Source organism: Microbacterium pullorum (assembly GCF_014836535.1).
GTDB classification, from domain to species: domain Bacteria; phylum Actinomycetota; class Actinomycetes; order Actinomycetales; family Microbacteriaceae; genus Microbacterium; species Microbacterium pullorum.
In genome coordinates this window covers 364,164-387,339 of the sequence record NZ_JACSQP010000001.1, presented here as the reverse complement: position 1 = coordinate 387,339, position 23,176 = coordinate 364,164, and the positions used below count along the sequence as shown (strand labels likewise).

21 protein-coding genes and 1 tRNA gene are annotated in these 23,176 nt (G+C 71.0%); 9 read left to right on the top strand and 13 right to left on the bottom strand.

What is annotated here, in order from left to right:
- Positions 1–102 precede the first annotated feature (102 nt).
- Together H9651_RS01920 and H9651_RS01915 are read left to right on the top strand one after the other, a co-directional pair.
- Positions 103–175 (top strand) — tRNA-Arg (locus H9651_RS01920).
- A 143-nt stretch (positions 176–318) separates the two neighbouring features.
- Positions 319–600 (top strand): iron-sulfur cluster biosynthesis family protein, encoded by a 282-nt coding sequence (locus tag H9651_RS01915; RefSeq protein WP_191717395.1) that lies wholly within the window; start codon positions 319–321, stop codon positions 598–600.
- A 75-nt stretch (positions 601–675) separates the two neighbouring features.
- Here H9651_RS01915 and H9651_RS01910 read toward each other — a convergent pair whose 3' ends face one another.
- The 6 genes from H9651_RS01910 to H9651_RS01885 all read right to left on the bottom strand — a co-directional run bounded on the left by H9651_RS01910 (position 676) and on the right by H9651_RS01885 (position 9,740).
- On the bottom strand, positions 676–4,104 hold the full coding sequence (locus H9651_RS01910) for an error-prone DNA polymerase (RefSeq protein ID WP_191717394.1): 3,429 nt from the start codon (positions 4,102–4,104) through the stop codon (positions 676–678).
- 126 nt (positions 4,105–4,230) lie between these two features.
- Positions 4,231–5,766: a DNA polymerase Y family protein gene (locus H9651_RS01905; protein ID WP_191717393.1), complete on the bottom strand. Its 1,536-nt coding sequence runs from the start codon at positions 5,764–5,766 to the stop codon at positions 4,231–4,233.
- Positions 5,763–6,461, bottom strand: coding sequence for a hypothetical protein (locus H9651_RS01900; protein WP_404802977.1), 699 nt, complete (start codon positions 6,459–6,461; stop codon positions 5,763–5,765). The genes H9651_RS01905 and H9651_RS01900 overlap by 4 nt, the downstream gene beginning before the upstream one ends.
- 615 nt (positions 6,462–7,076) lie before the next feature.
- Positions 7,077–7,574: an HNH endonuclease gene (locus H9651_RS01895; protein ID WP_191717392.1), complete on the bottom strand. Its 498-nt coding sequence runs from the start codon at positions 7,572–7,574 to the stop codon at positions 7,077–7,079.
- A 323-nt stretch (positions 7,575–7,897) separates the two neighbouring features.
- The gene (locus tag H9651_RS01890; RefSeq protein WP_225216217.1) at positions 7,898–8,809 is read right to left on the bottom strand and encodes a M23 family metallopeptidase; all 912 of its coding nucleotides are present in this window, start codon (positions 8,807–8,809) and stop codon (positions 7,898–7,900) included.
- Between the two features lie 229 nt (positions 8,810–9,038).
- Positions 9,039–9,740, bottom strand: a complete 702-nt coding sequence (locus H9651_RS01885; RefSeq protein WP_191717391.1) for a metal-dependent transcriptional regulator — start codon at positions 9,738–9,740, stop codon at positions 9,039–9,041.
- Positions 9,741–9,849: 109 nt separating this feature from the next.
- Here H9651_RS01885 and serC point away from each other — a divergent pair, with 109 nt between their 5' ends.
- The gene (serC, locus tag H9651_RS01880; RefSeq protein WP_191717390.1) at positions 9,850–10,962 is read left to right on the top strand and encodes a phosphoserine transaminase; all 1,113 of its coding nucleotides are present in this window, start codon (positions 9,850–9,852) and stop codon (positions 10,960–10,962) included.
- 66 nt (positions 10,963–11,028) lie between these two features.
- Here the strand turns inward: serC and H9651_RS01875 are convergent, their stop codons facing one another.
- Together H9651_RS01875 and H9651_RS01870 are read right to left on the bottom strand one after the other, a co-directional pair.
- Positions 11,029–11,688, bottom strand: coding sequence for a DUF3027 domain-containing protein (locus H9651_RS01875; RefSeq protein ID WP_191717389.1), 660 nt, complete (start codon positions 11,686–11,688; stop codon positions 11,029–11,031).
- The gene (locus tag H9651_RS01870) at positions 11,672–12,055 is read right to left on the bottom strand and encodes a cold-shock protein (RefSeq protein ID WP_191717388.1); all 384 of its coding nucleotides are present in this window, start codon (positions 12,053–12,055) and stop codon (positions 11,672–11,674) included. The genes H9651_RS01875 and H9651_RS01870 overlap by 17 nt, the downstream gene beginning before the upstream one ends.
- Positions 12,056–12,159: 104 nt before the next feature.
- Between H9651_RS01870 and H9651_RS01865 the strand changes: the two genes are divergently transcribed.
- From H9651_RS01865 to H9651_RS01840, 6 genes are all read left to right on the top strand, one after another.
- A complete protein-coding gene (locus H9651_RS01865) occupies positions 12,160–12,426 on the top strand; it encodes a multidrug ABC transporter ATPase (protein ID WP_191717387.1) in 267 nt (88 codons plus the stop codon).
- A 1-nt stretch (position 12,427) separates the two neighbouring features.
- A complete protein-coding gene (locus tag H9651_RS14960) occupies positions 12,428–14,137 on the top strand; it encodes a helicase-associated domain-containing protein (protein WP_191717386.1) in 1,710 nt (569 codons plus the stop codon).
- A gap of 39 nt (positions 14,138–14,176) precedes the next feature.
- On the top strand, positions 14,177–15,835 hold the full coding sequence (locus tag H9651_RS01855) for a DNA repair helicase XPB (protein ID WP_191717385.1): 1,659 nt from the start codon (positions 14,177–14,179) through the stop codon (positions 15,833–15,835).
- 387 nt (positions 15,836–16,222) lie between these two features.
- The gene (locus H9651_RS01850; RefSeq protein ID WP_191717384.1) at positions 16,223–16,915 is read left to right on the top strand and encodes a response regulator transcription factor; all 693 of its coding nucleotides are present in this window, start codon (positions 16,223–16,225) and stop codon (positions 16,913–16,915) included.
- 160 nt (positions 16,916–17,075) lie between these two features.
- On the top strand, positions 17,076–18,686 hold the full coding sequence (locus H9651_RS01845) for a sensor histidine kinase (RefSeq protein WP_191717545.1): 1,611 nt from the start codon (positions 17,076–17,078) through the stop codon (positions 18,684–18,686).
- Positions 18,687–18,803: 117 nt separating this feature from the next.
- Entirely contained in the window at positions 18,804–19,091 is a 288-nt protein-coding gene (locus tag H9651_RS01840) for a WXG100 family type VII secretion target (protein ID WP_191717383.1), read from the top strand.
- 66 nt (positions 19,092–19,157) lie between these two features.
- Here H9651_RS01840 and groL read toward each other — a convergent pair whose 3' ends face one another.
- From groL to H9651_RS01815, 5 genes are all read right to left on the bottom strand, one after another.
- Entirely contained in the window at positions 19,158–20,777 is a 1,620-nt protein-coding gene (gene groL, locus H9651_RS01835; protein WP_191717382.1) for a chaperonin GroEL, read from the bottom strand.
- Positions 20,778–20,920: 143 nt separating this feature from the next.
- On the bottom strand, positions 20,921–21,121 hold the full coding sequence (locus H9651_RS01830; protein ID WP_191717381.1) for a cold-shock protein: 201 nt from the start codon (positions 21,119–21,121) through the stop codon (positions 20,921–20,923).
- A gap of 142 nt (positions 21,122–21,263) precedes the next feature.
- Complete coding sequence (locus tag H9651_RS01825) at positions 21,264–21,836, bottom strand: LytR C-terminal domain-containing protein (RefSeq protein ID WP_318244718.1); 573 nt, start codon at positions 21,834–21,836, stop codon at positions 21,264–21,266.
- Positions 21,837–21,845: 9 nt separating this feature from the next.
- A complete protein-coding gene (locus tag H9651_RS01820; protein WP_191717380.1) occupies positions 21,846–22,106 on the bottom strand; it encodes a DUF3263 domain-containing protein in 261 nt (86 codons plus the stop codon).
- A gap of 9 nt (positions 22,107–22,115) precedes the next feature.
- Positions 22,116–23,126: a DUF2332 family protein gene (locus H9651_RS01815; RefSeq protein WP_191717379.1), complete on the bottom strand. Its 1,011-nt coding sequence runs from the start codon at positions 23,124–23,126 to the stop codon at positions 22,116–22,118.
- Positions 23,127–23,176: the final 50 nt, after the last annotated feature.

The window sequence follows — 23,176 nt, the reverse complement described above, 5'->3', positions numbered from 1 at the left end:
CATGGTCGTTCCTGCGCCGTAGTTCATCTGGGCACCTCGGGGGCTGGCCGGTATCCGACTTCGGCGGCGGCCGATGAAGCCGGCCCGTAAACTAAGGGGGACGCCTCCGTAGCTCAGTGGATAGAGCAACGCACTCCTAACGCGCAGGTCGCAGGTTCAAATCCTGTCGGGGGCACCGTTTTGCCGAAATGCGTCCGCGTCCCGCCCAACCTCCGTATCCGGTGGGAGTCCCGACGGAAGGTGCGTCGCAGGTTGCATCGGCCACCCATTCTCGGAATCGTGGCCCGTCCGCAGTCATCCACGGAAGGGAGAGCACCCATGCTCACACTCACCGAGAACGCCGCCAACGCAGTCAAGACGCTCACGTCGCAGATCCCGACGGAAGAGGGCGGCCTGCGCATTCGGGGCGCGGACCAGGCCGAGGCCGGGTTCGAACTCGCCCTCGTCTCGTCGCCCGAGGCCGAAGACGCCGTCATCGAGACCGACGGCGCACGCGTGTTCGTCGAGCAGAGGGCCACGGAACCGCTGGACGATCGGGTACTCGATGCCCAGATCGGCGATGACGGCTCATTGAGCTTCGCCCTCGGTGTGCGCGCCTGACACGCACACCGAGCGATCAAGGCCTCGAACTCCGGCTCGGGGCCTTCGTCGTACCCGGGGCGTTAGTGCCACGGATCACCGGAAGTCCCGCGAGCGGTGCATCACCCCTACGCGCAGATCCTCGAAGGCATCCGCCACCAGGTTCGTCACGCCCTCCGGCGAGCGCTCCAGCAGCCCCCGCGCGATGAGCGCCGGCGAATCGCGCAGCACCCGCCGGTAGCGGTTCCACACCCCCACCGAGCACACCACGTTCACGAGCCCGTGCTCGTCCTCGAGATTGAGGAACGTCACCCCGGATGCCGTCGCCGGCCGCTGCCGGTGGGTGACCAGCCCGGCGACTTCCACCCGGCGCCCGGTCTCATGGGTGCGCATCGCGCTGGAGGGCAGCACCCCGCGGGCGTCGAGCTTCGGTCGGTAGTGCGCCAGCGGATGATCGTCGGTGGAGATGCCTGTGGCCCACAGATCCGCAGCCAGCACCTCGTAGCTCGACGGGTCGGAGAAGAGCGGCGGCTGGACCGCAACGAGGGTGCCGGGCAGGAACTCGGCGCGATCCTGCGCGGCCGACCCGGCGAGCCAGATCGCCTCGCGGCGGCTGAGACCGAAGCACCCGAACACCCCCGCCGTGGCGAGCGCCTCGAGTTGCGCGGCGGTGGTTCCGGTGCGGCGCACCAGGTCTCGCAGGTCACGGTACTCCCCCGACGCGTCACGCTCGGCGACGATGCGCTGGGCGAGCGCCGGGCCGATGCCTTTGACCGCGGCGAGACCGAGACGCACGGCAAAGGCGCCGTCGCGGCGGTGGGCGGCGGATTCGTCTGGGGCGGTGGGATCGAACGGGGGAACGGGGGGTTGGCGGCGGTCGGTGCATGTGGGGAGGCCGGTGGGGGCGCGGCGTTTCGTCTCGCTTCGCTCGCTCAACGACCGGTCAGTGGGCTCCAGGACGGCCTCTACGCCGGAGAGGTGGAGGTCGGGGCGGAGGACCTCGACGCCGTGGCGGCGGGCGTCGGCGGTGAGGGTCGCCGGGGAGTAGAAGCCCATCGGCTGGGCGCGCAGCAGACCGGCGAGGAACGCCGCGGGATAGTGCAGCTTCAGCCAGGAACTGGCGTACACCAGCAGCGCGAACGACAGCGAATGGCTCTCGGCGAACCCGAAGTTCGCGAACGCCTGGATCTTCGCGTAGATGTCATCGGCCAGCTCCCCGGTGATGCCGTTCTCGGCCATGCCGGCGTAGAGCTTCTTGCGCAGCGAGTCGATCCGCTCGATGCCGCGCTTGGATCCCATCGCGCGGCGGAGCACATCGGCATCCGCCCCACTCAGCCCGCCCACGGCCATACCCATCTGCATCAGCTGCTCCTGGAACACCGGAATGCCCAGCGTCCGCTCCAGCACCGGCTCGAGCTTCGGATGCGGGTAGGTGACCTTCTCGTACCCGAGCTTGCGCCGCACATACGGGTGCACCGCCCCGCCCTGGATCGGCCCCGGCCGGATCAGCGCGATCTCGATCACGAGGTCGTAGAACCTGCGCGGCTGCAGGCGCGGCAGCAGCCCCATCTGCGCGCGCGACTCCACCTGGAACACCCCGATCGAATCGGCCCGGCACAGCATGTCGTAGACGGCCTGCTCCTCCTTGGGCAGCGTCGACAGCTCCCACCGCTCCCCCGTGGCATCCGCGATGAGATCGAAGCTGTACTGCAGGGCGGCGAGGATGCCGAGCCCCAGCAGGTCGAACTTCACCAGCCCCATCCACGCCGCGTCGTCCTTGTCCCACTGGATGACGGTGCGGTTCTCCATGCGCGCATGCTCGATCGGCACCACCTCGCCCACGGGACGGTCGGTCAGCACCATGCCTCCCGAGTGGATGCCGAGGTGTCGCGGGGCCTTCAGCAGCTCGCTCGCATACTCCAGCACCTTGTCGGGGATGTCGTGGGTCTGCGCCTTCGCTTCGGCGTCGGGCAGCGGCCCCCAGTGCTCGATCTGCTTCGACCAGGCATCCTGCTGGCCGGGCGAATGCCCGAGCGCCTTCGCCATGTCGCGCACGGCGTTCTTCGGCCGGTACTGGATGACGTTGGCCACCTGCGCGGCCCGCTCGCGCCCATAGGTCGCGTACACCCACTGGATGATCTCCTCGCGGCGGTCGCTGTCGAAGTCGACATCGATGTCGGGCTCCTCATCGCGCAGCGCCGAGAGGAACCGCTCGAACGGCAGGTCGTAGGCGATGGAATCGACCGCCGTGATGTCCAGCAGATAGCAGACGGCACTGTTGGCGGCGGAGCCCCGCCCCTGGCACAGGATGCCGCGGCGGCGCGCCTCTTGCACGATGCCGTGGACGATGAGGAAGTACCCGGGGAAGTCCTTCTGCTCGATGACCCCGAGCTCCTTCTCGATGCGAGCTCGGTCGGCGTCGGTCGCGTCGGGGTACTTGCGCGGCACCGCCTCCCACACCAGGTGCCGCAGCCACGACATGGTGGTGTGCCCCCCGGGGACGGGGAGCTTCGGCAGGGCGGGCTTCGCACGCCGCAGCGGAAAGGCCAGTTCGTCGGCCAGGGTCACGGTGCGGGCGACTGCGCCCGGGTAGCGGGCGAAGCGGGCACCCATCTCGCGGCCCGAGCGCAGGTGTGCGCCGGCGTTGGCGGGGAGCCATCCGTCGAGTTCGTCGAGGCTGCGGTTGGCGCGCACGGCGGCGACCGCAGCGGCGAGGTCGGCCCGCTCGGGGACGGCGTAGTGCACATTGTTGCTGGCGAGCACCGGCAAGCCGCGCTCGGCGGCGAGGGATGCCAGCACGTCGTTGTCCCGGGAATCGAGCGGGGCGCCGTGGTCGATGAGTTCGACGTTGACGGCGTCGGGGCCGAAGAGGTCCACGAGCAGGTCGAGCTCGCGGGCGGCGCCGGCGGGTCCGTCGGTGGCGAGAGCGGTGCGGACAGCGCCCTTGCGGCATCCGGTGAGGATCGCCCAGTGGCCGTCGGCGCGTTCGGCGAGGTCGGCGAGGTCGTAGAGCGGGCGGCCTTTCTGCCCGCCGGCCAGCTGGGCGTGGGTGAGGGCGGCGGCGAGCCGATGGTAGCCCTCTTCGCCGCGGGCGAGCACGAGCAGGTGCGTGCCGAGGGGGTCGGCGTCGTTGGCCTTCGGCGAGCTGCGGGGGCGTTCGGGGAGCCCGAGTGACAGCTCGGCGCCGAACACGGTCTTGACGCTGCGGGCCTCGGCGGACTCGGCGAAGCGCACGATGCCGTAGAAGCCGTCGTGGTCGGTGACCGCGAGGGCGTGCAGGCCCAGTCGTTCGGCCTCTTCGACGAGTTCCTCTGGGGAGGAGGCGCCGTCGAGGAACGAGAACGACGTGTGCACGTGCAGCTCGGCGTAGGGCACGACGTCGTCGGGGCGGGCGATGGGCGGCGGCGTGTACGGCCCGCGCTTGCGCGACCAGGCCGGGCTGTCGCCACCGTCGGCACCGGGCGGGCGACCGCTGAGGAGACGTTCCATCTCGGACCACGGGACGGAGGGGTTGTTGAAGCCCATCAGCTGTTTCCTGTGGGGTTGCGGCGTTTCTCGGTCGTTGAGCGAGGGAGCGCAGCGACCGAGACGAAACGCGGTTCCGACGGCGGGGTCGCGCGTTTCGTCTCGCTTCGCTCGCTCAACGACCCGCTAGTCATAGCGGCCCTCGGCGGACCAGTCGCCGGCTTCGCACACCAGCAGCCATGCGGACTGCTCGGCGTCGACCACCTGGAAGCGGTGGGCGCGGCGGGCGCGCGCGGCATCCCACCCCCGCTCGCGCACCGGCCACGGGCCCGCCCACGCGTCGATGCGCCGGCGCCGGCCGCTCTCGACCAGCACCGCCGGCGGCGCCGTCAGCGCGTCGCGGTCGCCGACGGCCACCGTGTCGCCGTCGGAATCGACCACCGCCACCGGCCGGGGCGGGTCGAACACCGTCGACGGCAGCGGGTCGGGAAGACTCCCCGGCCACGGCCGCTCGCGGGGGCGGGCGAGCACCGGCCGGTCGCCCCACGGCACCAGCACCTGCCGCTCGCTCAACCAGCGCCCACCGCCGACGACGGGCGTCACCACCCCGCGATGCCCGAGCATCGCCTGCACCCGCGACAGCGCATGGTGCACCCGCTCGTCGGGTCCACCGCCGAAGAGGGAGCGCACGTGGTGGGCGGCGGCATCCACCGTCTCGGGAGAGATGCGCACCCGCGTGACAGCGCTGCGCAGCCCCGCCTCGGCCAGCTGCCAGCGCACCCGGTCGACCACCTCCGCCGCGGTGAACGACCCCGGATGCAGCCACACCCGCTCGCTGTTCTCGGCCCGGTCTCCGGTGATCTGCACCCGCAGCTCTGTGCAGACGAGGTCGATCGCACCGAGGGCGCCGATGAACTCCTCGGCGGCGACGCGCATCGCGAACGCCACCTGGTCGGCGATCTCGAGCGGCGGCTCGAACGCCACCTCGCGGTCGAGGTCCGGCGGCGGAGTGCGCGGCAGCACGGGACGGGAATCGCGCCCCGCCGCGAGGGAGTGCAGGCGGATGCCGCGCTCCCCCAGCCGCTCGCCGACACGCTCGGCGGGGAGCGCGGCGAACTGCCCGAGGGTCTGCACCCCGAGACGGCCCAGCAGATCGACGACGTCGGGCTCGTCGAGCACCGACACCGGCAGCGGGGCGAGGAAGGCGGCCGACTCCCCCGCCGGCACGATGCGCACCGGCGCGTCGGCGAGGGCGCGACGGGCGGCCTGCTCGGCGGTGAAGGGACCGTCGGCGATGGCGATGCGGGTGTCGGTCTCACCCATCGCATCACGCAGGGTGTGGGCGGCGCGGTCCTCGCCGCCGTAGTAGCGGGCCGGCCCCCGGGCGCGGAGGGCACACAGGCCCGCCCGCATGAGCTGCACCCCGGGGGCGAGCTCCTCGATGCGGGCGATGAGCGGCGCGAACACCCGCTGGTCGCGGGTGGGGTCGGCGTCGGCGACCGTCAGCTGCGGGCACCGGGCCTGCGCGTCACGGCGACGCTGCCCCCGGCGCACCCCCTCGGCGCGGGCGGCGGCGGAGCAGGCGACCACCGCCCCCTTGGCGAGCACGGCGACGGGGGCCGCGGCATCCACCCCCGCCTCACGGGCGAGGGCGACGACGGGCCAGTCCGGCAGCCACAGCACGAGGGTGCGCGGAACGGGGGTGTCGGGTGCGGTGCTCATCCCGCCGCCCGGATCGGGATCGGCAGCCCCGTCGGCACCGGGGTGGATGCCGCGGCCACCTGCCCCGACGAGGCCGGCAGCTGCACGCGCGCGCGGCGCGGCACCGGGGAGCGGCGGCTCGACACGGTGACGGTGAGCTCGCGGGCGGCGAGGTACCCATAGCCGTCGCCGACCCCCGACCACACCGGGTCGCTGACGTCGATCATCGCCTCGGTCTGCGGCCAGGTGCCCTGCACCAGCAGCACCGCACCGCGCTCGCGCAGGCGGGCGGCCAGCCGGGAGACATCGGCATCCCGCGCACGCGAAGGCGGACGCACCGCCACCACCGGCAGCACCTCGGCGATGGCGGCCGTGACCGCCAGCCAGCGGGTGCCGGGCTCGGGGATCAGCACGAGCCGGTCAAGATCCACCCCCACCCGCTCGGCCGCTTCGGCGCCGAACTCGGGCATGCCCACCACCCCGCACCACGAACCCGCCTGCGAGGGCGGCGCCAGCAGCGCGGAGAGCAGCGTCAGCGAGGAGCCGAGTGCGTACGCCGACCCCGGCCGCAGCCCGCGCCCCGGCAGCAGCCCCGCGAGCGCCGGGTCGGCCGGCAGCACGGGGGCATCCATCCGCCGTCCCTGCACGCGCTCGAGCTGCGCGCGCAGACGCTGCACGTCTTCTGCCGCAGCCCGGTTCCGCACGATCGACCTCACTTATACAGAGTAGAACGGATGTTCTATATCAACAACGTCACCGTCGAAGATACGCTCGGCATCCGACATCGGTTCCTGCCGTCGACGCGGGCCCCGGGCGGGGGCGCGGGGAGGGTCGGCCGGCGGGTCGCCGGCGGGTCGCGGGGCGGGTCGTGGGCGGGGCGTGGGTGGGTCGTGGGCGGTTCGCGGGGCGGGGTCCGGCCGGGGCGCCAGCGCGGCCCCTGCACGCGAGAAACCACTTCCCGGTCGAGACACCACGCACTGCGGTGTTTCTCACCCGGGAAATGGTTTCTCACCGGATGGGGGCGACGGATGCCGCGACAACGGATGCCACCGACGGATGCCGCGGCGACGGATGCCACCGACGGATGCCGCGACAACCCCCGCACCGCGCGCCCCGGCATCCACCGCGCGTGCGGACCTGCCGCTGGGCGCGTGCCAGCCACCCGCGGCATCCACCACGTCGAGAAACCACTTCCCGGTCGAGACACCACGCGCCGCGGTGTTTCTCACCCGGAAAGTGGTTTCTCACCGGATGGGGGCGACGGATGCCGCGGCACACGACCGCGGGATGCCGCCCCGCGCGACGCCCCCGCGCCCCGCCCCGCACCCCGCTCAGGCGGCGAGTGCCAGGTACGGCTCCCACCGCGGGTCGGCGCGCTCGGTGCCGCGCACCGTCCACAGCGCCCCGCGGGGCGGGCGCGGGGTGAGCCGCAGCTGCCAGCCCATCTCCTGGGGCGTGCGGTCGCCCTTGAGGTTGTTGCAGCGCACACACGCCGCCACGAGGTTCTCCCACGAGTTCGTGCCGCCGCGCGACCGCGGCAGCACGTGGTCGATCGTCGCCGCCGATGAGCCGCAGTATCCGCACCGGTGCGCATCGCGGCGCAGCACGCCCCGGCGGGTGACCGGCACGCTGCCGCTCCCGGGCACACGCACGTAGCGAGCCAGCAGAATCACAGCGGGCCGGTCGTACGCGCCACCCGCAGCCCAGACGGGGTCGTCCGCGACGTGTTCGACGATGGTCGCCTTGTCGTTCATCACGAGCACGAGGGCCCGCTTGAAGGAGACCACGGCAAGCGGCTCATATCCTGCGTTCAGCACCAGTGTGCGCATTTCCCTGTCCTCTCGAACGGCCGAGACGGGTTCCCGGATGTTCGACGCGATCGATGATCGATCCGCGGTGGGGCATGAAAAAAGGCGCTGTCTCATAGACAGCGCCTGAGCGCGGCGGCAGAGCCGCTGCATCCGATCTCACGATGCCGGAGGACGAACAGCCCGAGCGCATCCATGGTTCGGATGCGTGGCGTGCCGTCCATCGGCGTCCCTCCGCTTCTCTCTCAGCGTCAGGATCAGGCTAACGCACGCATCCGACCGCACCGCCCGATCACGGGTGAACAGCAGGTTGCGCGTGTCGCGCGGTGATCGGGCCCGCAGGCTCAGCCGGCGTTGGCGTTCAGCCAGGCCAGCGGGTCGACGTACGTCCCGTTGACCTGCACCTCGAAGTGCAGGTGCGGCGCGGTGGCTCGGCCGGTCTGGCCGACCTGGCCGATCAGCTGTCCGGCCTGCACGGTCTGCCCGGCCGAGACGACGCGGGTGCCGTAGCTCATGTGCGCGTAGGTGGCGCTCACCTGCTGGCCGCCGACGACGGAGTCGATCATGACGACCGCGCCGTAGCTGCCGCCGCCGTCGGTGGAGGTGCGCACGACGCCCGATGCCGCGGCGAAGATGGGCGTGCCGGTGCCCGTCATCATGTCGAAGCCCTTGTGGCCGGCGTAGCCGCCGAACAGGTTGTAGCTCTGGTAGTTGAACACCGTCACGGGCCAGCGCACTTCGCCCGACCCGGGAGCCGTCATCGACAGGTCGACCGAGGCGACCGCACTGGTGCGGGCAGAGGCGGTCACGGCTGCGGCCGCGGCGCGGGCTGCGGCTGCGGCTGCGGCGGCTTCTTCGGCCTTCTTCTTCTCGATCTCTTCCGGGGTCGTCGCCGAGTAGCTCTGGCGGTCGAGCGCCTGCGGCGATGCCTCGGAGGCCACGACGAGCGACTGCGCGTTGTCGACGGCGACCTGCTGCATCGTCTGCACCTCTTCGCCGGTGCCGACACGGGTGGCGGCGTAGGCGGGCAGCGCGACCGTGGCGAACATTCCGGCGACCGACGCGACGATCAGCAGGTTGCGCACCGACTTGGTCTTCTCGCGGCGGGGCAGGGCCGAGGCGGATGCCGGGGCGCTCGCCGTGCGGCGACGCATCGGCAGTCGCGCTGCGGCCTTCACCGTACTGAGTCGAGTGTTGCGACGCGTTCCCACCGTGGGAGCGATCTCATCACGTGACGAGTCGATGTCTTCGGTCAATTCAACCTCCGGCGCCTCTGCGTCGAAGTAGACGCCGGTTCGTCGGCATTCAGTGTCGGGGCACGGATATGCGGGTCATCCACGAGAACGACGAACCGGGGAGGCAATCCTCGTGGTATCCGTGGCGGGCTTCTCGCCGTTGGACTCTCCCGAGGCTACCCGAAGATAACGAACATGTCACGCCGCTGTGCACAACCTGTTGCCGCCCGCTGTCCGAATGGCCTACGGCTCACGAACGACCGTCGATGAGGAAGATGTGGGATGCCACTTCGACGGGCAGCTCGAGCGCCTCGTCGCTGCCGTCCATCTGCACCAGCACATGCCCCTCGTTGTAACGGAAGTCGCCGGTGCCGCCGGGGACGACACCGGCCGTACGCAGCTGGGTGAGCAGCTCCGGGTCGACCTGGGCGGGCTCGGCCAGGCGGCGCACGGTGCCACGGATGGGCGCGTCGGCGGCGTTGAGCCAGCGCACGAGCCCCACGACCCCCTGGTCGAACGTCGTCGCCGGCACGTCACCGAGCTGGTCGAGGCCGGGGATGGGGTTGCCGTAGGGCGACTCGGTCGGGTGCGCGAGCAGCTCAATGAGCCGGCGCTCCACCTGCTCGCTCATGACGTGCTCCCAGCGGCAGGCTTCTTCGTGCACGTATGCCCAGTCGAGACCGATGACGTCGCTCAGCAGCCGCTCGGCGAGACGGTGCTTGCGCATGACGTCGACGGCCTTCTGCCGACCGGCATCGGTCAGCTCGAGCCGACGGTCCTCCGACACGACGACCAGACCATCGCGCTCCATGCGCCCGACCGTCTGCGACACGGTGGGGCCGGAGTGACCGAGCCGCTCCGAGATGCGCGCACGCAGGGGGATGATGTCTTCCTCCTCGAGTTCGAGGATGGTGCGCAGGTACATCTCGGTGGTGTCGATCAGATCGGTCATGGCAGCCTCGATGTCGGGGGCGAATTCAGCGCCTCCCAGCCTATCCCGCACCCCCGACCCCGGCCCCGGCTGACCGGGCCCGCGTCGCGCGCGGCCCTACAATCGGCACATGGCCCACGTGACGCTGCCCCGCGAGATCCTGCCCACTGACGGACGCTTCGGCTGCGGCCCCTCCAAGGTGCGCGCCGACCAGATCGCCGCGCTCGTCGGCCCGGGCCTCGCGGTGCTCGGCACTTCGCACCGCCAGGCGCCGGTGAAGAAGCTCGTCGGCAGCGTCCGCGCCAACCTCGGCGAGGTCTTCCGCCTGCCCGACGGATACGAGGTGATCCTCGGCAACGGTGGCTCGAGCGCATTCTGGGATGCCGCCGCGTTCGGTCTCATCGAACGCCGCAGCCAGAACCTGGTGTTCGGCGAGTTCGGGGGCAAGTTCGCCGCCGCGGCCGCTGCGCCGTGGCTCGACGCCCCCGACGTGCGCAAGGCCGAGCCCGGCACGCGCGCCGTCGCCGAGCCGGTCGAGGGCGTCGACGTCTACGCCTGGACCCACAACGAGACGTCCACTGGGGTGGCCGCCCCCGTCGAGCGTGTCCACGGCGACGAGGGCGCCCTCACCGTCATCGACGCGACGAGCGCCGCCGGCGGCATCGACTTCTCGGTGTCGCAGTCCGACGTCTACTACTTCGCCCCGCAGAAGAACCTCGGCTCCGACGGCGGCCTGTGGTTCGCCTTCGTCTCGCCGGCCGCCGTCGAGCGCATCGAGCGCGTCGCGGCATCCGGGCGCTACATCCCCGAGTTCCTGAGCTTGAAGAACGCGCTCGACAACTCGCGCCTCAACCAGACGCTCAACACGCCTGCGCTGACGACCCTCTACCTGCTCGACAACCAGCTCGACTGGATCATCGGCAACGGCGGCCTGCAGTGGGCCGATGCCCGCACGCACGAGTCGTCGGCGGCGCTCTACGACTGGGCCGAGGCCTCGTCGTACGCGACGCCGTTCGTGGCCGATCCCGCCGACCGCTCCCCCGTCGTGGTGACGGTGGACTTCGACGACTCAGTGGATGCCGCGGCCGTGGCCGCGAACCTGCGCGGCAACGGCATCGTCGACACCGAGCCGTACCGCAAGCTCGGGCGCAACCAGCTGCGCGTCGCGACATTCGTCTCGATCGAGCCCGACGACGTGCGCCAGCTCATCCGCTGCATCGACTACATCGTCGAGAACCTCTGAGGCCGCCCGGCCGAAACAGCGAAGGCGCCGCTCCCCACGGGGGCGGCGCCTTCGTCGTCGGCGGGCTCAGCGCCCGGCGTCGTTCTCGGGCTCGTCGTCTTCGTCGTCGCCGTCTTCGTCGGAGTCGTCGTCGCCGTCTTCGTCGTCTTCGGAGTCGTCGCCGTCTTCGGAGTCGTCGTCGGAGTCCGCCGAGTCGTCGTCGGACTCGTCGTCGTTGTTGCCGCTCTCGTCGAGCTCATCGATGTCCACGCCGTCGAGGTCGCCCCCGTGCAGAATCGCCGAGCCGTCGTCATCGAAGTCCGACGCATCGAGGTCGTCGAGGTCGTCGACGTCGGCATCCTCCTCGTCGTCATCTTCAGATGCCGCGCCCTCGCCGGATTCGGCGGCGACGGCCGCCTGCACGGCCTGCGCAGCCTGGTACTCGGCCAGCCGCACCGCCCACGGCACCCACTCGGGGGCCAGCAGCGCACCGTCACCGGGCAGCAGTTCGACCTCGAGCACGGTCGGCTCGGCGCCTTCGACGGCTGCGACACTCACGGTCCAGAACCAGCCCGGGTAGCCCGCGAGCCGGTTGTTGAACCGCAGCGAGACCACACCGTCCTCTTCGAGCGTGTAGCCCGCGGCGTCACCGATGGTCGACTCGGGGGTCACCTCGCGCAGCGCGGCGAGGGCGAGGTCATGTGCGCCGAGCAGCCGCTCGTCGGCAACCTCAGGCTTCGAAGTCATCAGCGACCTTGCGCAGCACGGCGGCGATCTTCTGGGCGTGGGGGCCACTGGGGTAGCGACCGCGACGCAGGTCGCCACCGATGCCGTCGAGCAGCTTCACGAGATCCTCGACGATGATCGCCATGTCGTCGGCGGGCTTGCGGGTGCGCTTGGACAGGCTCACCGGAGCCTCGAGCACGCGCACCGAGAGCGCCTGCAGACCGCGCTTGCCGTCGGCGACGCCGAACTCCAGCCGCGTGCCGGGCTTGAGCGCGGTGATACCGGCGGGGAGGGCAGTGGCGTGCAGGAACACGTCCTGACCGTCATCGGCGGAGATGAAGCCGAACCCCTTCTCCTCGTCGTAGAACCTGACTTTGCCGGTGGGCATGCGAACCTCGTTGAAGTCGAGCCTGCGCGGGGCAGGACGCCAGAAGTGGGCCGATCGGACCCCTCAACAGCCTACGGCACCGGCCACCCAGTAGGCTGGCGATGATGAGCACACGCACCCCCGGCGAGGACCTGCCGATCCGCCGCATCGACCGCATCCTCGCGTTCATGTCGTTCGGTCTGCTGCTGCTGTCGATCGTGAGCTTCGTGGCGATCATGATCGGCTCCGCGACCGGCGGCGACATGCAAGAGGGGATCTGGCCGACGGTGGGCGCGATCGTCTGGTTCGCTCCGCCCCTCGCCTTCATCCTGCTGATCACCCTCGTGATCATGAGCTTCGTGCGAAGGGCACGCGCCAACAAGGCGAGCTGACGTGCCTCATCCGGCAGATTCCCGCGCACTCGCGACCTGGCTCGCGACGCAGGACGACGCCGCGCTCGCGGCCCTGCTCGCCGAACGCGGCATCTCCCCCACCGTGTCGTGGCACGACTTCTTCGACGCCGCCGAGGCCCTGCAGGACACCCCCGCACTCACCCGCGCCCTGGCCGTGCTGCCGCGACCGCTCGCCGACGCGCTCCTCGCCGCCGGCGACGGCGAGGTACCCGAGCCCGCGCGCGCAGCGCTGACCGCCCGCGCGCTCGTCGCCCCCGACGGCACCGTGTACCGCACCGTCGCCGACACCGTCGCAGCGCTCCCTCCTGCGGCTCCGCCTGCCACGGCATCCGCCGGTGAGCCGGAATCGGATGCCGCAGCCGCCGAACGCGCCTTCACCGCCGCCGCGACCCTCGCCGACATCCTGCAGCTCGCGCTGGCCTCGCCGCTCACCCGCATCGGGTCGGGCGCACTCGGCGCCACCGAGCGGCGACGACTGATGGAAGCGGGCATCGTCGATGACCCGGCCACGGCCGACCAGCTCGTCGCGCTGTCGGAGGCCGCCGGGCTCACCGCCCCCACCGACAAGGAATGGCTCGTCACCCGGGCCGGGCTCGCCTGGTTGCAGGCGGGCACCGTCGACCGCTGGGGCGAGGTCGCCCGGCGCCTGCGCGACGCCCTGCCGGCGGCGCTGCGCTCCGCCGACGGCGGCTGGATCGACCCCGCCGAGTGGGCGAGCGCGTACCCGTTCGACCCGTCATGGCCGCCCCACGCCGAGCGCTGGCGCGCACTCATGCACCGCTGGGCGCTCATCGGTTCCGACGGCTCGAGCGCGCCGTGGACGCGCGCACTCGCCGCCGGCGGCGACATCGACCTCTCCGAGATGCGGGCGCTGCTGCCCTCGGAAGTCGACCGCGTCTTCCTGCAGAACGACCTCACCGCCATCGCCCCCGGCCCCCTCGCGCCGAACCTCGACATGCGGCTGCGCACCATGGCCGTGCGGGAATCGCGGGCGCAGGCGTCGAGCTACCGCTTCACATCGGAGTCGATCGGCGCGGCCATCACCGGCGGCGAGACCGCCGAGACGCTGCGCGAGTTCCTCACCTCCCTCTCACTCACCGGGCTCCCCCAGCCGCTCGCGTACGAGATCGAACGCACCGCCGCGCGGCACGGGCTGATCCGGGTCATCGACGATCCGGCATCCACCCACACCCTCGTGCGCAGCGACGACCCCGCCGTCATCGACACCCTCGCCGTCGACCAGGCGCTGCGCCCCCTCGGATTCGTGCGCGACGCGCAGGGCCTCGCCTCGCGCTCGAGCGCCGACACCGTCTTCTGGATGCTCGCCGACGCCCGCTACCCCGTCGGCATGCAGGATGCCGCGGGCCACAGCCGCACCGTGATGCGCCACCGCCTGGCATCCGAACCGGCGCCCGAGCCTGAGAACCGCTACGCGCCGCTGCTCACCCGGCTGCGTACCGCGCAGGGATCCGACTCGGATGCCGCGTGGCTCGGCCGCGAACTGGAGCAGGCGGTGCGCGCCAAGGCCGTCATCGTCGTCACGGTGCGCCTGCCCGACGGTTCGACCCGCGACTTCACGCTCGAGGCCAGTGGCATGGGCGGCGGGCGCCTGCGCGGGCGCGACCGCGCCGCCGACGTCGAGCGCACGCTGCCGGTCACGAGCATCGAAGCCGTGCATCCGGTGGCCTGACGGCCGCCGACCTCCCCCGGCGGACTAGACTTGTCCGCTATGGCTGACGGCCCCCTCATCGTGCAGAGCGACCGGACGGTGCTGCTCGAAGTAGCCCACCCGGACGCCGAAACCGCGCGCCACGAGCTCGCGATCTTCGCCGAGCTCGAGCGCGCACCCGAGCACATCCACACGTACCGCATCACCCGGCTGGGCCTGTGGAATGCGAGGGCGGCCGGCCACGACGCCGACGACATGCTCGCGACCCTCGACCGCTGGTCGCGGTTCCCGGTGCCGGCATCGGTGTCGATGGACCTGCGCGAGACGGTCAACCGCTACGGGCGCCTGGTCATCGAACGCGCCGACGTCGAGGGCTTCGGCGAGGGTGTGCTGGTGCTGCGCTCGACCGACAACGCGGTGCTCGCCGAGGTCTCGCGCAACAAGCGCATCAGCCCGCTTCTCATCGGCCGCCCCACCCCCGACACCTTCGTCGTCGACGCGTGGGCGCGCGGGCAGATCAAGCAGGAACTGCTGAAGATCGGCTGGCCCGCCGAGGACCACGCAGGCTACACCCCCGGCACGCCGCACCCGATCGAACTGGCCGAAGACGGATGGTCATTGCGGCCGTACCAGCGCACCGCGGTGGACATCTTCTCCGACGGCGGTTCGGGCGTGGTCGTGCTGCCCTGTGGCGCCGGCAAGACGCTCGTGGGCGCCGGGGCCATGGCCGCGACGAAGACGACGACCCTCATCCTCGTGACCAACACCGTCAGCGCCCGGCAGTGGCGCGATGAGCTGCTCAAGCGCACCAGCCTGACCGCCGAGGAGATCGGCGAATACTCCGGGCAGGTCAAGGAGATCAAGCCGGTCACGATCGCGACCTACCAGATCCTCACCGCCAAGCGCGGTGGCCAGTACGCCCACCTGTCGCTGCTGGACGCGCTGGATTGGGGACTCATCGTCTACGACGAGGTGCATCTGCTCCCCGCTCCGGTGTTCAAGCTCACCGCCGACCTGCAGGCGCGCCGCCGCCTGGGCCTCACCGCCACCCTCGTGCGCGAGGACGGCCGCGAGGGCGACGTGTTCAGCCTCATCGGACCGAAGCGGTTCGATGCGCCGTGGAAGGAGATCGAGGCCCAGGGGTTCATCTCCCCCGCCGTCTGCTACGAAGTGCGCGTGGACCTCCCCGTCGACGAGCGACTGGAGTACGCCGCATCCGCCGATGAGGACCGCTACCGCCTCGCCGCCACCGCGCCGGTGAAGATCGACGTGGTGCGCGACCTCGTGGCCCGTCACAAGGGCGAGCAGATCCTGGTGATCGGGCAGTACCTCGACCAGATCGACGAGCTCGCCGAGGCGCTCGGCGCGCCCAAGATCACCGGAGCCGTGCCGGTGGACGAGCGCGAGACGCTGTACCAGCAGTTCCGGGTCGGCGAGGTGCCGGTGCTGGTGGTGTCGAAGGTCGCGAACTTCTCGATCGACCTGCCCGAGGCATCCGTCGCCATTCAGGTGTCGGGGTCGTTCGGCTCCCGCCAGGAGGAGGCGCAGCGCCTCGGACGCCTGCTGCGCCCCAAGACCAACGGGCACACGGCGAGCTTCTACACCCTCATCGCGCGCGACACCGTCGACCAGGACTTCGCCCAGAACCGGCAGCGGTTCCTCGCCGAGCAGGGCTACTCGTACACGATCCTCGACGCCGACCAGGTCGCCGCCGCCTGACCCCGCGTCCCCGCGACCCCGCCGCTCGCCCTGTCGGAATTCAGGCTGTCGACCCGTTCCGCGGCGCCATGCCCGCGGCCACGCCCGCTGAGCCTGAATTCCGACAGCGGACTGCCCGATCGGCCACAGTTCCCACCGGAGGCCGCGGCACCCGCTGCGCCAGCCGCAACGGCCGCACGCCCCATCACCGGCACCGACACCGGCACCGGTGCCGCCGCCCACCCCGTCGGGATTCAGGCGGGCAGGCCCGCACCCCCGCAGAAAACCGCGCCCACGCCCGCACAGCCTGAATTCCGACAGCACGCGGCGCTCGGCGGCCGGCGCCCGATCGGAGCCGCTCCGGCGGGCATCCAGACAGCGCATGGGTTCGGTGGCCATAATGAGGGCATGACCGCTCCGCGCATTCTTGTCGTCGACGACGAGCCGAACATCCGCGACCTGCTCATCACGAGCCTGCGTTTCGCCGGCTTCCAGGTGCGCGCCGTCTCGAACGGCGCCCAGACGATCTCGGCCGTCCTCGAAGAGGAACCAGACCTCATCGTCCTCGACGTCATGCTCCCCGACATGAACGGCTTCAGCGTCACCAAGCGCCTCCGCGGCGCCGGGTACACCGCGCCGATCCTGTTCCTCACCGCGAAGGACGAGACCGAGGACAAGATCACCGGCCTCAACGCCGGCGGCGACGACTACGTCACCAAGCCGTTCAGCCTCGACGAGATCGTCGCCCGCATCCAGGCGATCCTGCGCCGCACGATGCAGGCCGACGAGGAGTCGATCATCCGCGCCGGCGAGCTGACGATGGACCAGGACACCCACGACGTGCTCGTCGGCGACGTGTCGATCGATCTCAGCCCCACCGAGTTCAAGCTGCTGCGCTACCTCATGCTCAACCCCAACCGGGTGCTCAGCAAGGCGCAGATCCTCGACCACGTGTGGGAGTACGACTTCAACGGCGACGCCGGCATCGTCGAGAGCTACATCTCGTACCTGCGCCGCAAGATCGACCCGCACTCCTCGGAGCCCCTCATCCAGACCAAACGCGGTTTCGGCTACATGCTGAAGGCAGGCAAGACGGCGTGACCTCGTGGCACTAGCCGCCCACGCAGGCAGGAACGACGCGCTGACCCGATGGTGGCGCGGCGTCAGCCTGCGCGCGAAGGTCACCGGCGTCACCGTCGCGGTGCTGGCCATCGGGCTCGTCTCGGCGGGCGTGGGCACCCTGGCGTTCCTCCGCAACACGATGGCCACGAACCTCGATGCGCAGGTGCAGCAGCTGGCCGTGACGGATGCCGTCAGCAGCGTCTTCACCGGAGTGGTCACCGAGGACGGCGAGGACTTGGAGGTGAAGTCCGACGCGACGAGCTACTTCGTGGCCGTCTACGGTCCTGACGGGACGTTCCTCACCAGCGGCGGCGGCAACGGCGCGCCCGAGCCCGAGTTCCCGGCGACCTTCACACTGCAGCAGGCCACGATCTTCGGGCCGAACACGGTGTTCGATCTGCGCAGCTCCGAGGGCGGCGCCGGCTACCGCGCCGCGGTCGGCATCGAAGACACCCCCAACGGTGTCTTCTACACGCAGCTCGTGACGCTGCCGACGGCGCCGAACGAGCGGTTCCTCGCGTCGTTCCTCGGCATCTACAGCTTCCTCGCCCTCATCACGGTCATCGCGAGCGCCTTCCTCGTGCGCTGGATCGTCACCCTCACCTTCCGCAGCCTCGGGCAGGTCGAGGCCACCGCCGACGCCATCGCGGCGGGCGACTTCAGCCTGCGCATGACCGACATCGAACCGACCACGACCGAGGTGGGGCGCCTGAAGGCGGCGATCAACACCATGCTCGGCCGCATCGACGCGGCGCTGTCCGAGCGGGATGCCACGGTGCGCCAGATGCGGCGATTCATCGGGGATGCCAGTCATGAGCTGCGGACGCCCCTCGTGACGGTCCGCGGCTACGCCGAGTTGTACCGCATGGGCGCCATCTCGGGCGAGGACCAGGTGACGCAGTCGATGGACCGCATCGAGAAGGAAGCGATCCGCATGGGTGTGCTGGTGGAGGACCTGCTGGCCCTCGCCCGGCTCGACGAGCGCCGCGACCTGGTGTTCGCGCCCGTGGATCTGCGCCCCATCGCCCGCGACGCCGCCCTCGATGCCCGGGCCGCCGCACCGCTGCGCACCGTCACCGTGCTCGACACCACCGCCCTCGGCGGAGTCGCCCCTGCGGCGTCCGAGGCCGACGACGACGAGCAGGACCAGACCCACCCGCAGCGCAAGCGCGGCGCCACCGGCACCCCGAGCGGCCTGGCGGGTGCGACTCTGTCGCTGCTGCGCCGCCGCTCGAAGCAGCCGCCGACGGACGGCGAGGCGCTCGCCCCCGCCCCCACCGGGCCCGAGCGCACGACAGCGGTGCCGCCCGCCGCCCTCACCCCCGTGGTGCTGGGCGACGAGAACCGCATCCGCCAGGTCGTGACCAACCTGCTCGGCAACGCGCGCCGCTACAGCCCCCAGGACTCCCCCATCGAACTGACGGTCGGGGTCGACCGCGAAGCCGGCATGGGGTGGATCGCGGTCAGCGATCACGGCGAGGGCGTGGCACCGCAGATCCGCGACAAGATCTTCCAGCGCTTCTGGCGCGCCGATACGTCCCGCACCCGTGAGACGGGCGGCTCGGGCCTGGGTCTGTCGATCGTCGCGGCCATCGTCGAGGCGCTGCACGGGTCGATCGCCGTCGGCGACACCCCGGGCGGGGGCGCGACGTTCCGCGTGGCCTTCCCCCTCGCCCAGACCCGTGACGCTGCGGAGCACCTCGACGTCGAGACGCAGCCACTGCGTCGCCCGACCGCTCCCGAGGCCTGACGCTTCCTCCCCCGCACCTGGGGATGCCGATCCATCCCCATCTGGGGTGTTCGCGGCATCCGGGCGTCGCTGGGGCGCCGTAACGTCGGCGGCATCCGCTCGGAAGGGAGCAACCCCATGGCCGTCTTCTCCGTCGACAGCGACGCCGTCCTCACCGCCACCGCCGCCGTACGCAGCACCGCCGACCGGCTCGCGGGTGAGACCGCCGCGATGCTCGCCCAGCTCACGACACTGCAGTCGTCGTGGACCGGTGGGGCGGCGCTGGGCTTCCAGAACGTGATCGACCGCTGGCGCGCCACGCAACGCGAGGTCGAGGCGACGCTCGCCGACATCAGCACAGCCCTCGCGACCGCCGGTCAGCAGTATGCGCAGACCGAAGCCGCGACGGCGGGTCTGTTCCGGTGACCCCCACCCGGAACAGACGAAGGGCCCCTCCGCGTGGAGGGGCCCTTCGCTCAGGTTCTGATCAGATCAGAAGTCCATGCCACCCGTCGGGTCGCCGGCCGGAGCCGCGGCCTTCTCGGGCTTGTCGGCGACGACGACCTCGGTCGTGAGGAACAGACCGGCGATCGAGGCTGCGTTCTGCAGCGCCGAGCGGGTCACCTTGGCCGGGTCGATGATGCCCTGTGCGAACAGGTCACCGTACTCGCCGCTGGCAGCGTTCAGGCCGTGGCCGAGGGGAAGCTCGGCGACCTTGTTGGCGACGACGCCGGGCTCGAGGCCCGCGTTGAGGGCGATCTGCTTGAGCGGGGCCTGGATCGCGACGCGCACGATGTTGGCACCGGTCGCCTCGTCACCGGTCAGCTCGAGGGCGTCGAGCGCCTTCTTGCCGGCCTGGATCAGGGCGACACCGCCACCGGCGACGACACCCTCTTCGACGGCAGCCTTCGCGTTGCGAACGGCGTCCTCGATGCGGTGCTTGCGCTCCTTCAGCTCGACCTCGGTGGCCGCACCCGCCTTGATGACGGCAACGCCGCCGGCGAGCTTGGCGAGACGCTCCTGGAGCTTCTCGCGGTCGTAGTCGCTGTCGGTGTTGTCGATCTCGCGGCGGATCTGGGTCACGCGACCCTCGATCTGAGCCGAGTCGCCGGCACCTTCGACGATGGTGGTCTCGTCCTTGGTGATGATGACCTTGCGGGCACGGCCGAGCAGGTCGACCGTGGCGTTCTCGAGCTTGAGGCCGACCTCTTCGGTGATGACCTGACCACCGGTGAGGATCGCGATGTCCTGCAGCTGCGCCTTGCGACGGTCGCCGAAGCCGGGAGCCTTGACGGCAGCCGACTTGAAGATGCCACGGATCTTGTTCAGCACCAGGGTCGCGAGAGCTTCGCCCTCGACGTCCTCGGCGATGATGAGGAGCTCCTTGCCCTCCTGGATCACCTTGTCGACGATCGGCAGAAGGTCCTTGATGTTCGAGATCTTCTGGTTCGCGATGAGGATGTAGGGGTCTTCGAAGACCGCTTCCTGGCGCTCGGGGTCGGTGACGAAGTAGGGGTTGATGTAACCCTTGTCGAACCGCATGCCCTCGGTGAGCTCCAGCTCGGTGCCGAAGGTGTTCGACTCCTCGACGGTGACGACGCCTTCCTTGCCGACCTTGTCGATCGCCTCGGCGATGAGCTCACCGATCGAAGCGTCAGCAGCCGAGATCGACGCGGTGGCAGCGATCTGCTCCTTCGACTCGACCTCCTTGGCGGAGTCGAGCAGCTCGGCGGTGATGGCCGCGACGGCCTTCTCGATGCCGCGCTTGAGCGAGATCGGGTCGGCGCCGGCGGCGACGTTGCGCAGGCCCTCGCGCACGAGCGCCTGGGCGAGCACGGTGGCGGTGGTGGTGCCGTCGCCCGCGACGTCGTCGGTCTTCTTGGCGACCTCCTTGACGAGCTCGGCGCCGATCTTCTCGTACGGGTCGTCGAGTTCGATCTCCTTGGCGATCGAGACGCCGTCGTTGGTGATCGTGGGAGCGCCCCACTTCTTCTCAAGCACGACGTTGCGACCGCGCGGGCCGAGCGTCACCTTGACGGCGTCGGCCAGAATGTTCAGGCCGCGCTCGAGACCACGACGGGCCTCTTCGTCGAAAGCGATGATCTTTGCCATGTGTGTGCGTCCCTCCCGGACGTAGGAATGTCTTTAGCACTCGACAGGAGTGAGTGCTAAGCCATTCTGGCACTCACCCCAGGCGAGTGCAAGCCACGCCGGGCGCGTCGACACACACGTTCACACGTCCCCCGCGGGACGGCTCAGACCACGCGCACGGTCTCGGCCTGCGGGCCCTTCTGACCCGAGCCGACCGTGAACTCCACGGCCTGTCCTTCTTCGAGGACGCGGAAGCCGTCCATCTCGACGCTGGAGTAATGGACGAAGACGTCCTCCCCGTCGGCGCCGGTGATGAAGCCGTAGCCCTTTTCCGCGTTGAACCATTTGACGGTGCCCTGTGCCATGTCGATCTCCTGTTGCCGTGTGACGTGGTCAGCGTAACCAGCGCTTCAGGGGCGTGGTCATCGATCGGGCAACTGTTGACGGGCGTGCATCGAAGTCTTCACACGCACGTAACAAGGCGCCGCGTCAGCAGCACCGGAAGGCTCAGGATGCCGGAGTCTCGGCGCCGCCCGCCGTGCGATCCAGCCCCAGCACGACGGTGAGCTGACGGGCCTCGGGGTCATCCAGCGGCTGGTAGACCTCGCTCAGGCCGACCTCCGCTCCACCGATCACGTCAGCCAGCGCGAGCGCGGCGGCCTCGTCGGCGGCCATCGGGTAGTACACCGTCGTGGTCGCGAAGTCATCCGACCCGGCGTCGCCGGCCAGCACCAGATCGGCCGACCAGCCGGCGGCGACGATGTCGTCGCGGGTGCGGCTGGCCAGACCCGACTCGGGGGTCGCGTTGAGCACGAGCACCTCGTACGTGGTGTCGAGCACGGGCGTCACCACGGCGGGCGCGGCCACCGTCGGCTCGGGGGTGGGGAACAGCGTCACACGGCCGGTGACGACGAGGGTGCCGAAGATGCCGACGGCCACGAGCACGACCGTCGCGACGGCCGCCCACAGCAGCACGACCCAGCCACGCATGTGGGGGTTCTCGGCCCGATGTGCGCCGACGCGGCCGCTCGTGGGCGGAATCTGGTCGAAGCGATCCTTCGGGTAGGTCGTTTTCGGCACTTTGGAATGTTACCTGGCCACGTGCGGGCGCATCGAAACGCGGGCGCGCCGCGCTTGTTCGCGCGCATCGCGGATGCGCCGCAGCCGGGAGATCATCATCGGGTCGTACTCCAGCGCCTCAGGGGTGTCGATGAGCCGGCCGAGCAGCTGGTAGTACCGCGCCGGCGACAGGCCGAGGTGGGCATGGATCGCCTCCTCCTTCACCGGACCGTGGCGCGGCCACCCCGACTCGAAGTCGAGGATCGCGCGATCGCGAGGGGTCAGGGGCACCCTTCCACGCTAACGCGCGCAGGCGGCGTCGGCGGCGCGCCACTCCAGCCACGCGCCGAGCGGGTCGGCGGCCGCCACGATGTCGCCGTCCAGCGCGACGGCGAAACCGCCCGGCCAGGCATCCGGATCGACCGCGTGCGCCCACCCCTCGTGCAGCCGAGGGTCGTCGATGGTCACCCAGCGCCCGGCGGCGCGGGCGGCGGCGATGGCCTCGTGGCGGCGCGCCCACGGTAGATAGGCGAGCACGCCCGGGGTCGTGACGACGAGTGTCGCATCGGGCGGCGCGAGCGCGGAGACCCGCGCGATGGCGTCGACGGCGTCGCCGGCCACCAGCAGCGGCGGGTCGGCGGCCGCGATGTCGAGGGCGGCGCGCACGCGGTCGGCACGTCCCTCCTCCCCCGGCCACACGAGGCCCGTCAGCCACGCGCGCGTCTGCGGATCGGTCGGGTCGAGGGGGTCGAGGTCGATGCCGGCACGCCAGACCACGTCGGGCAGCGCCAGCGTCGGCATCCGTTCGCCGCGCACCTCGCAGTGCAGGGTCACCGGCGAAGGCCCGTCGGGCGGCTCGAGCGCCAGCACCTCGCCGTCGGGGCGGCGATAGCGGTAGCCGTAGCGGTCGGGGTACAGGCACAGTCCGGCGCTGGCACCGACCTCGAGCAGCGCGATGGGGCCGTCGATGAGCGCGAGTGCCGGCAGCAGCGCGGCACACCGCAGCGCCTCGTTGGTCTGCACGCTGCGCCGGCCGCACTCGGCGACGACGGCGTCGGCGTGCGCGTGCAGCCACGCCGCCCACTGGGCGTAGTCGCTCTCGGGCGCGCCGAGCAGCCGCGTGACGGCGAAGACGAGCGGGGGCTGGCGATGCGCGGCCGGGATGCCGGCGAGCACCGCCTGCACCTCGGGGTCGGCGGCGATCCCCGCGGCCCACACGCGGTACAGCTCCGATCGACCGGGCGCCTCGTCGCGGGCGAAGCGGTCGAACCGCTCGCGCACAGCGGTCGCGGCATGCGGCTCTGAACTCACCCACCGATTGTGCCCGATCGGAACACAGCGTCGGTGCGTCGGGTTGAATA

Coding starts and splice junctions, on each gene's coding strand:
- H9651_RS01870 (WP_191717388.1), bottom strand. CDS start 12,055: ATGCCCACCGGCAAAGTCAGGTTCTACGACGAGGAGAAGGGGTTCGGC.
- H9651_RS01885 (WP_191717391.1), bottom strand. CDS start 9,740: ATGACCGATCTGATCGACACCACCGAGATGTACCTGCGCACCATCCTC.
- H9651_RS01865 (WP_191717387.1), top strand. CDS start 12,160: ATGAGCACACGCACCCCCGGCGAGGACCTGCCGATCCGCCGCATCGAC.
- H9651_RS01905 (WP_191717393.1), bottom strand. CDS start 5,766: ATGAGCACCGCACCCGACACCCCCGTTCCGCGCACCCTCGTGCTGTGG.
- H9651_RS01830 (WP_191717381.1), bottom strand. CDS start 21,121: ATGGCACAGGGCACCGTCAAATGGTTCAACGCGGAAAAGGGCTACGGC.
- H9651_RS01915 (WP_191717395.1), top strand. CDS start 319: ATGCTCACACTCACCGAGAACGCCGCCAACGCAGTCAAGACGCTCACG.
- H9651_RS01850 (WP_191717384.1), top strand. CDS start 16,223: ATGACCGCTCCGCGCATTCTTGTCGTCGACGACGAGCCGAACATCCGC.
- H9651_RS01855 (WP_191717385.1), top strand. CDS start 14,177: ATGGCTGACGGCCCCCTCATCGTGCAGAGCGACCGGACGGTGCTGCTC.
- H9651_RS01875 (WP_191717389.1), bottom strand. CDS start 11,688: ATGACTTCGAAGCCTGAGGTTGCCGACGAGCGGCTGCTCGGCGCACAT.
- groL (WP_191717382.1), bottom strand. CDS start 20,777: ATGGCAAAGATCATCGCTTTCGACGAAGAGGCCCGTCGTGGTCTCGAG.
- H9651_RS01910 (WP_191717394.1), bottom strand. CDS start 4,104: ATGGGCTTCAACAACCCCTCCGTCCCGTGGTCCGAGATGGAACGTCTC.
- H9651_RS01845 (WP_191717545.1), top strand. CDS start 17,076: ATGGCCACGAACCTCGATGCGCAGGTGCAGCAGCTGGCCGTGACGGAT.
- H9651_RS01895 (WP_191717392.1), bottom strand. CDS start 7,574: ATGCGCACACTGGTGCTGAACGCAGGATATGAGCCGCTTGCCGTGGTC.
- serC (WP_191717390.1), top strand. CDS start 9,850: ATGGCCCACGTGACGCTGCCCCGCGAGATCCTGCCCACTGACGGACGC.
- H9651_RS01840 (WP_191717383.1), top strand. CDS start 18,804: ATGGCCGTCTTCTCCGTCGACAGCGACGCCGTCCTCACCGCCACCGCC.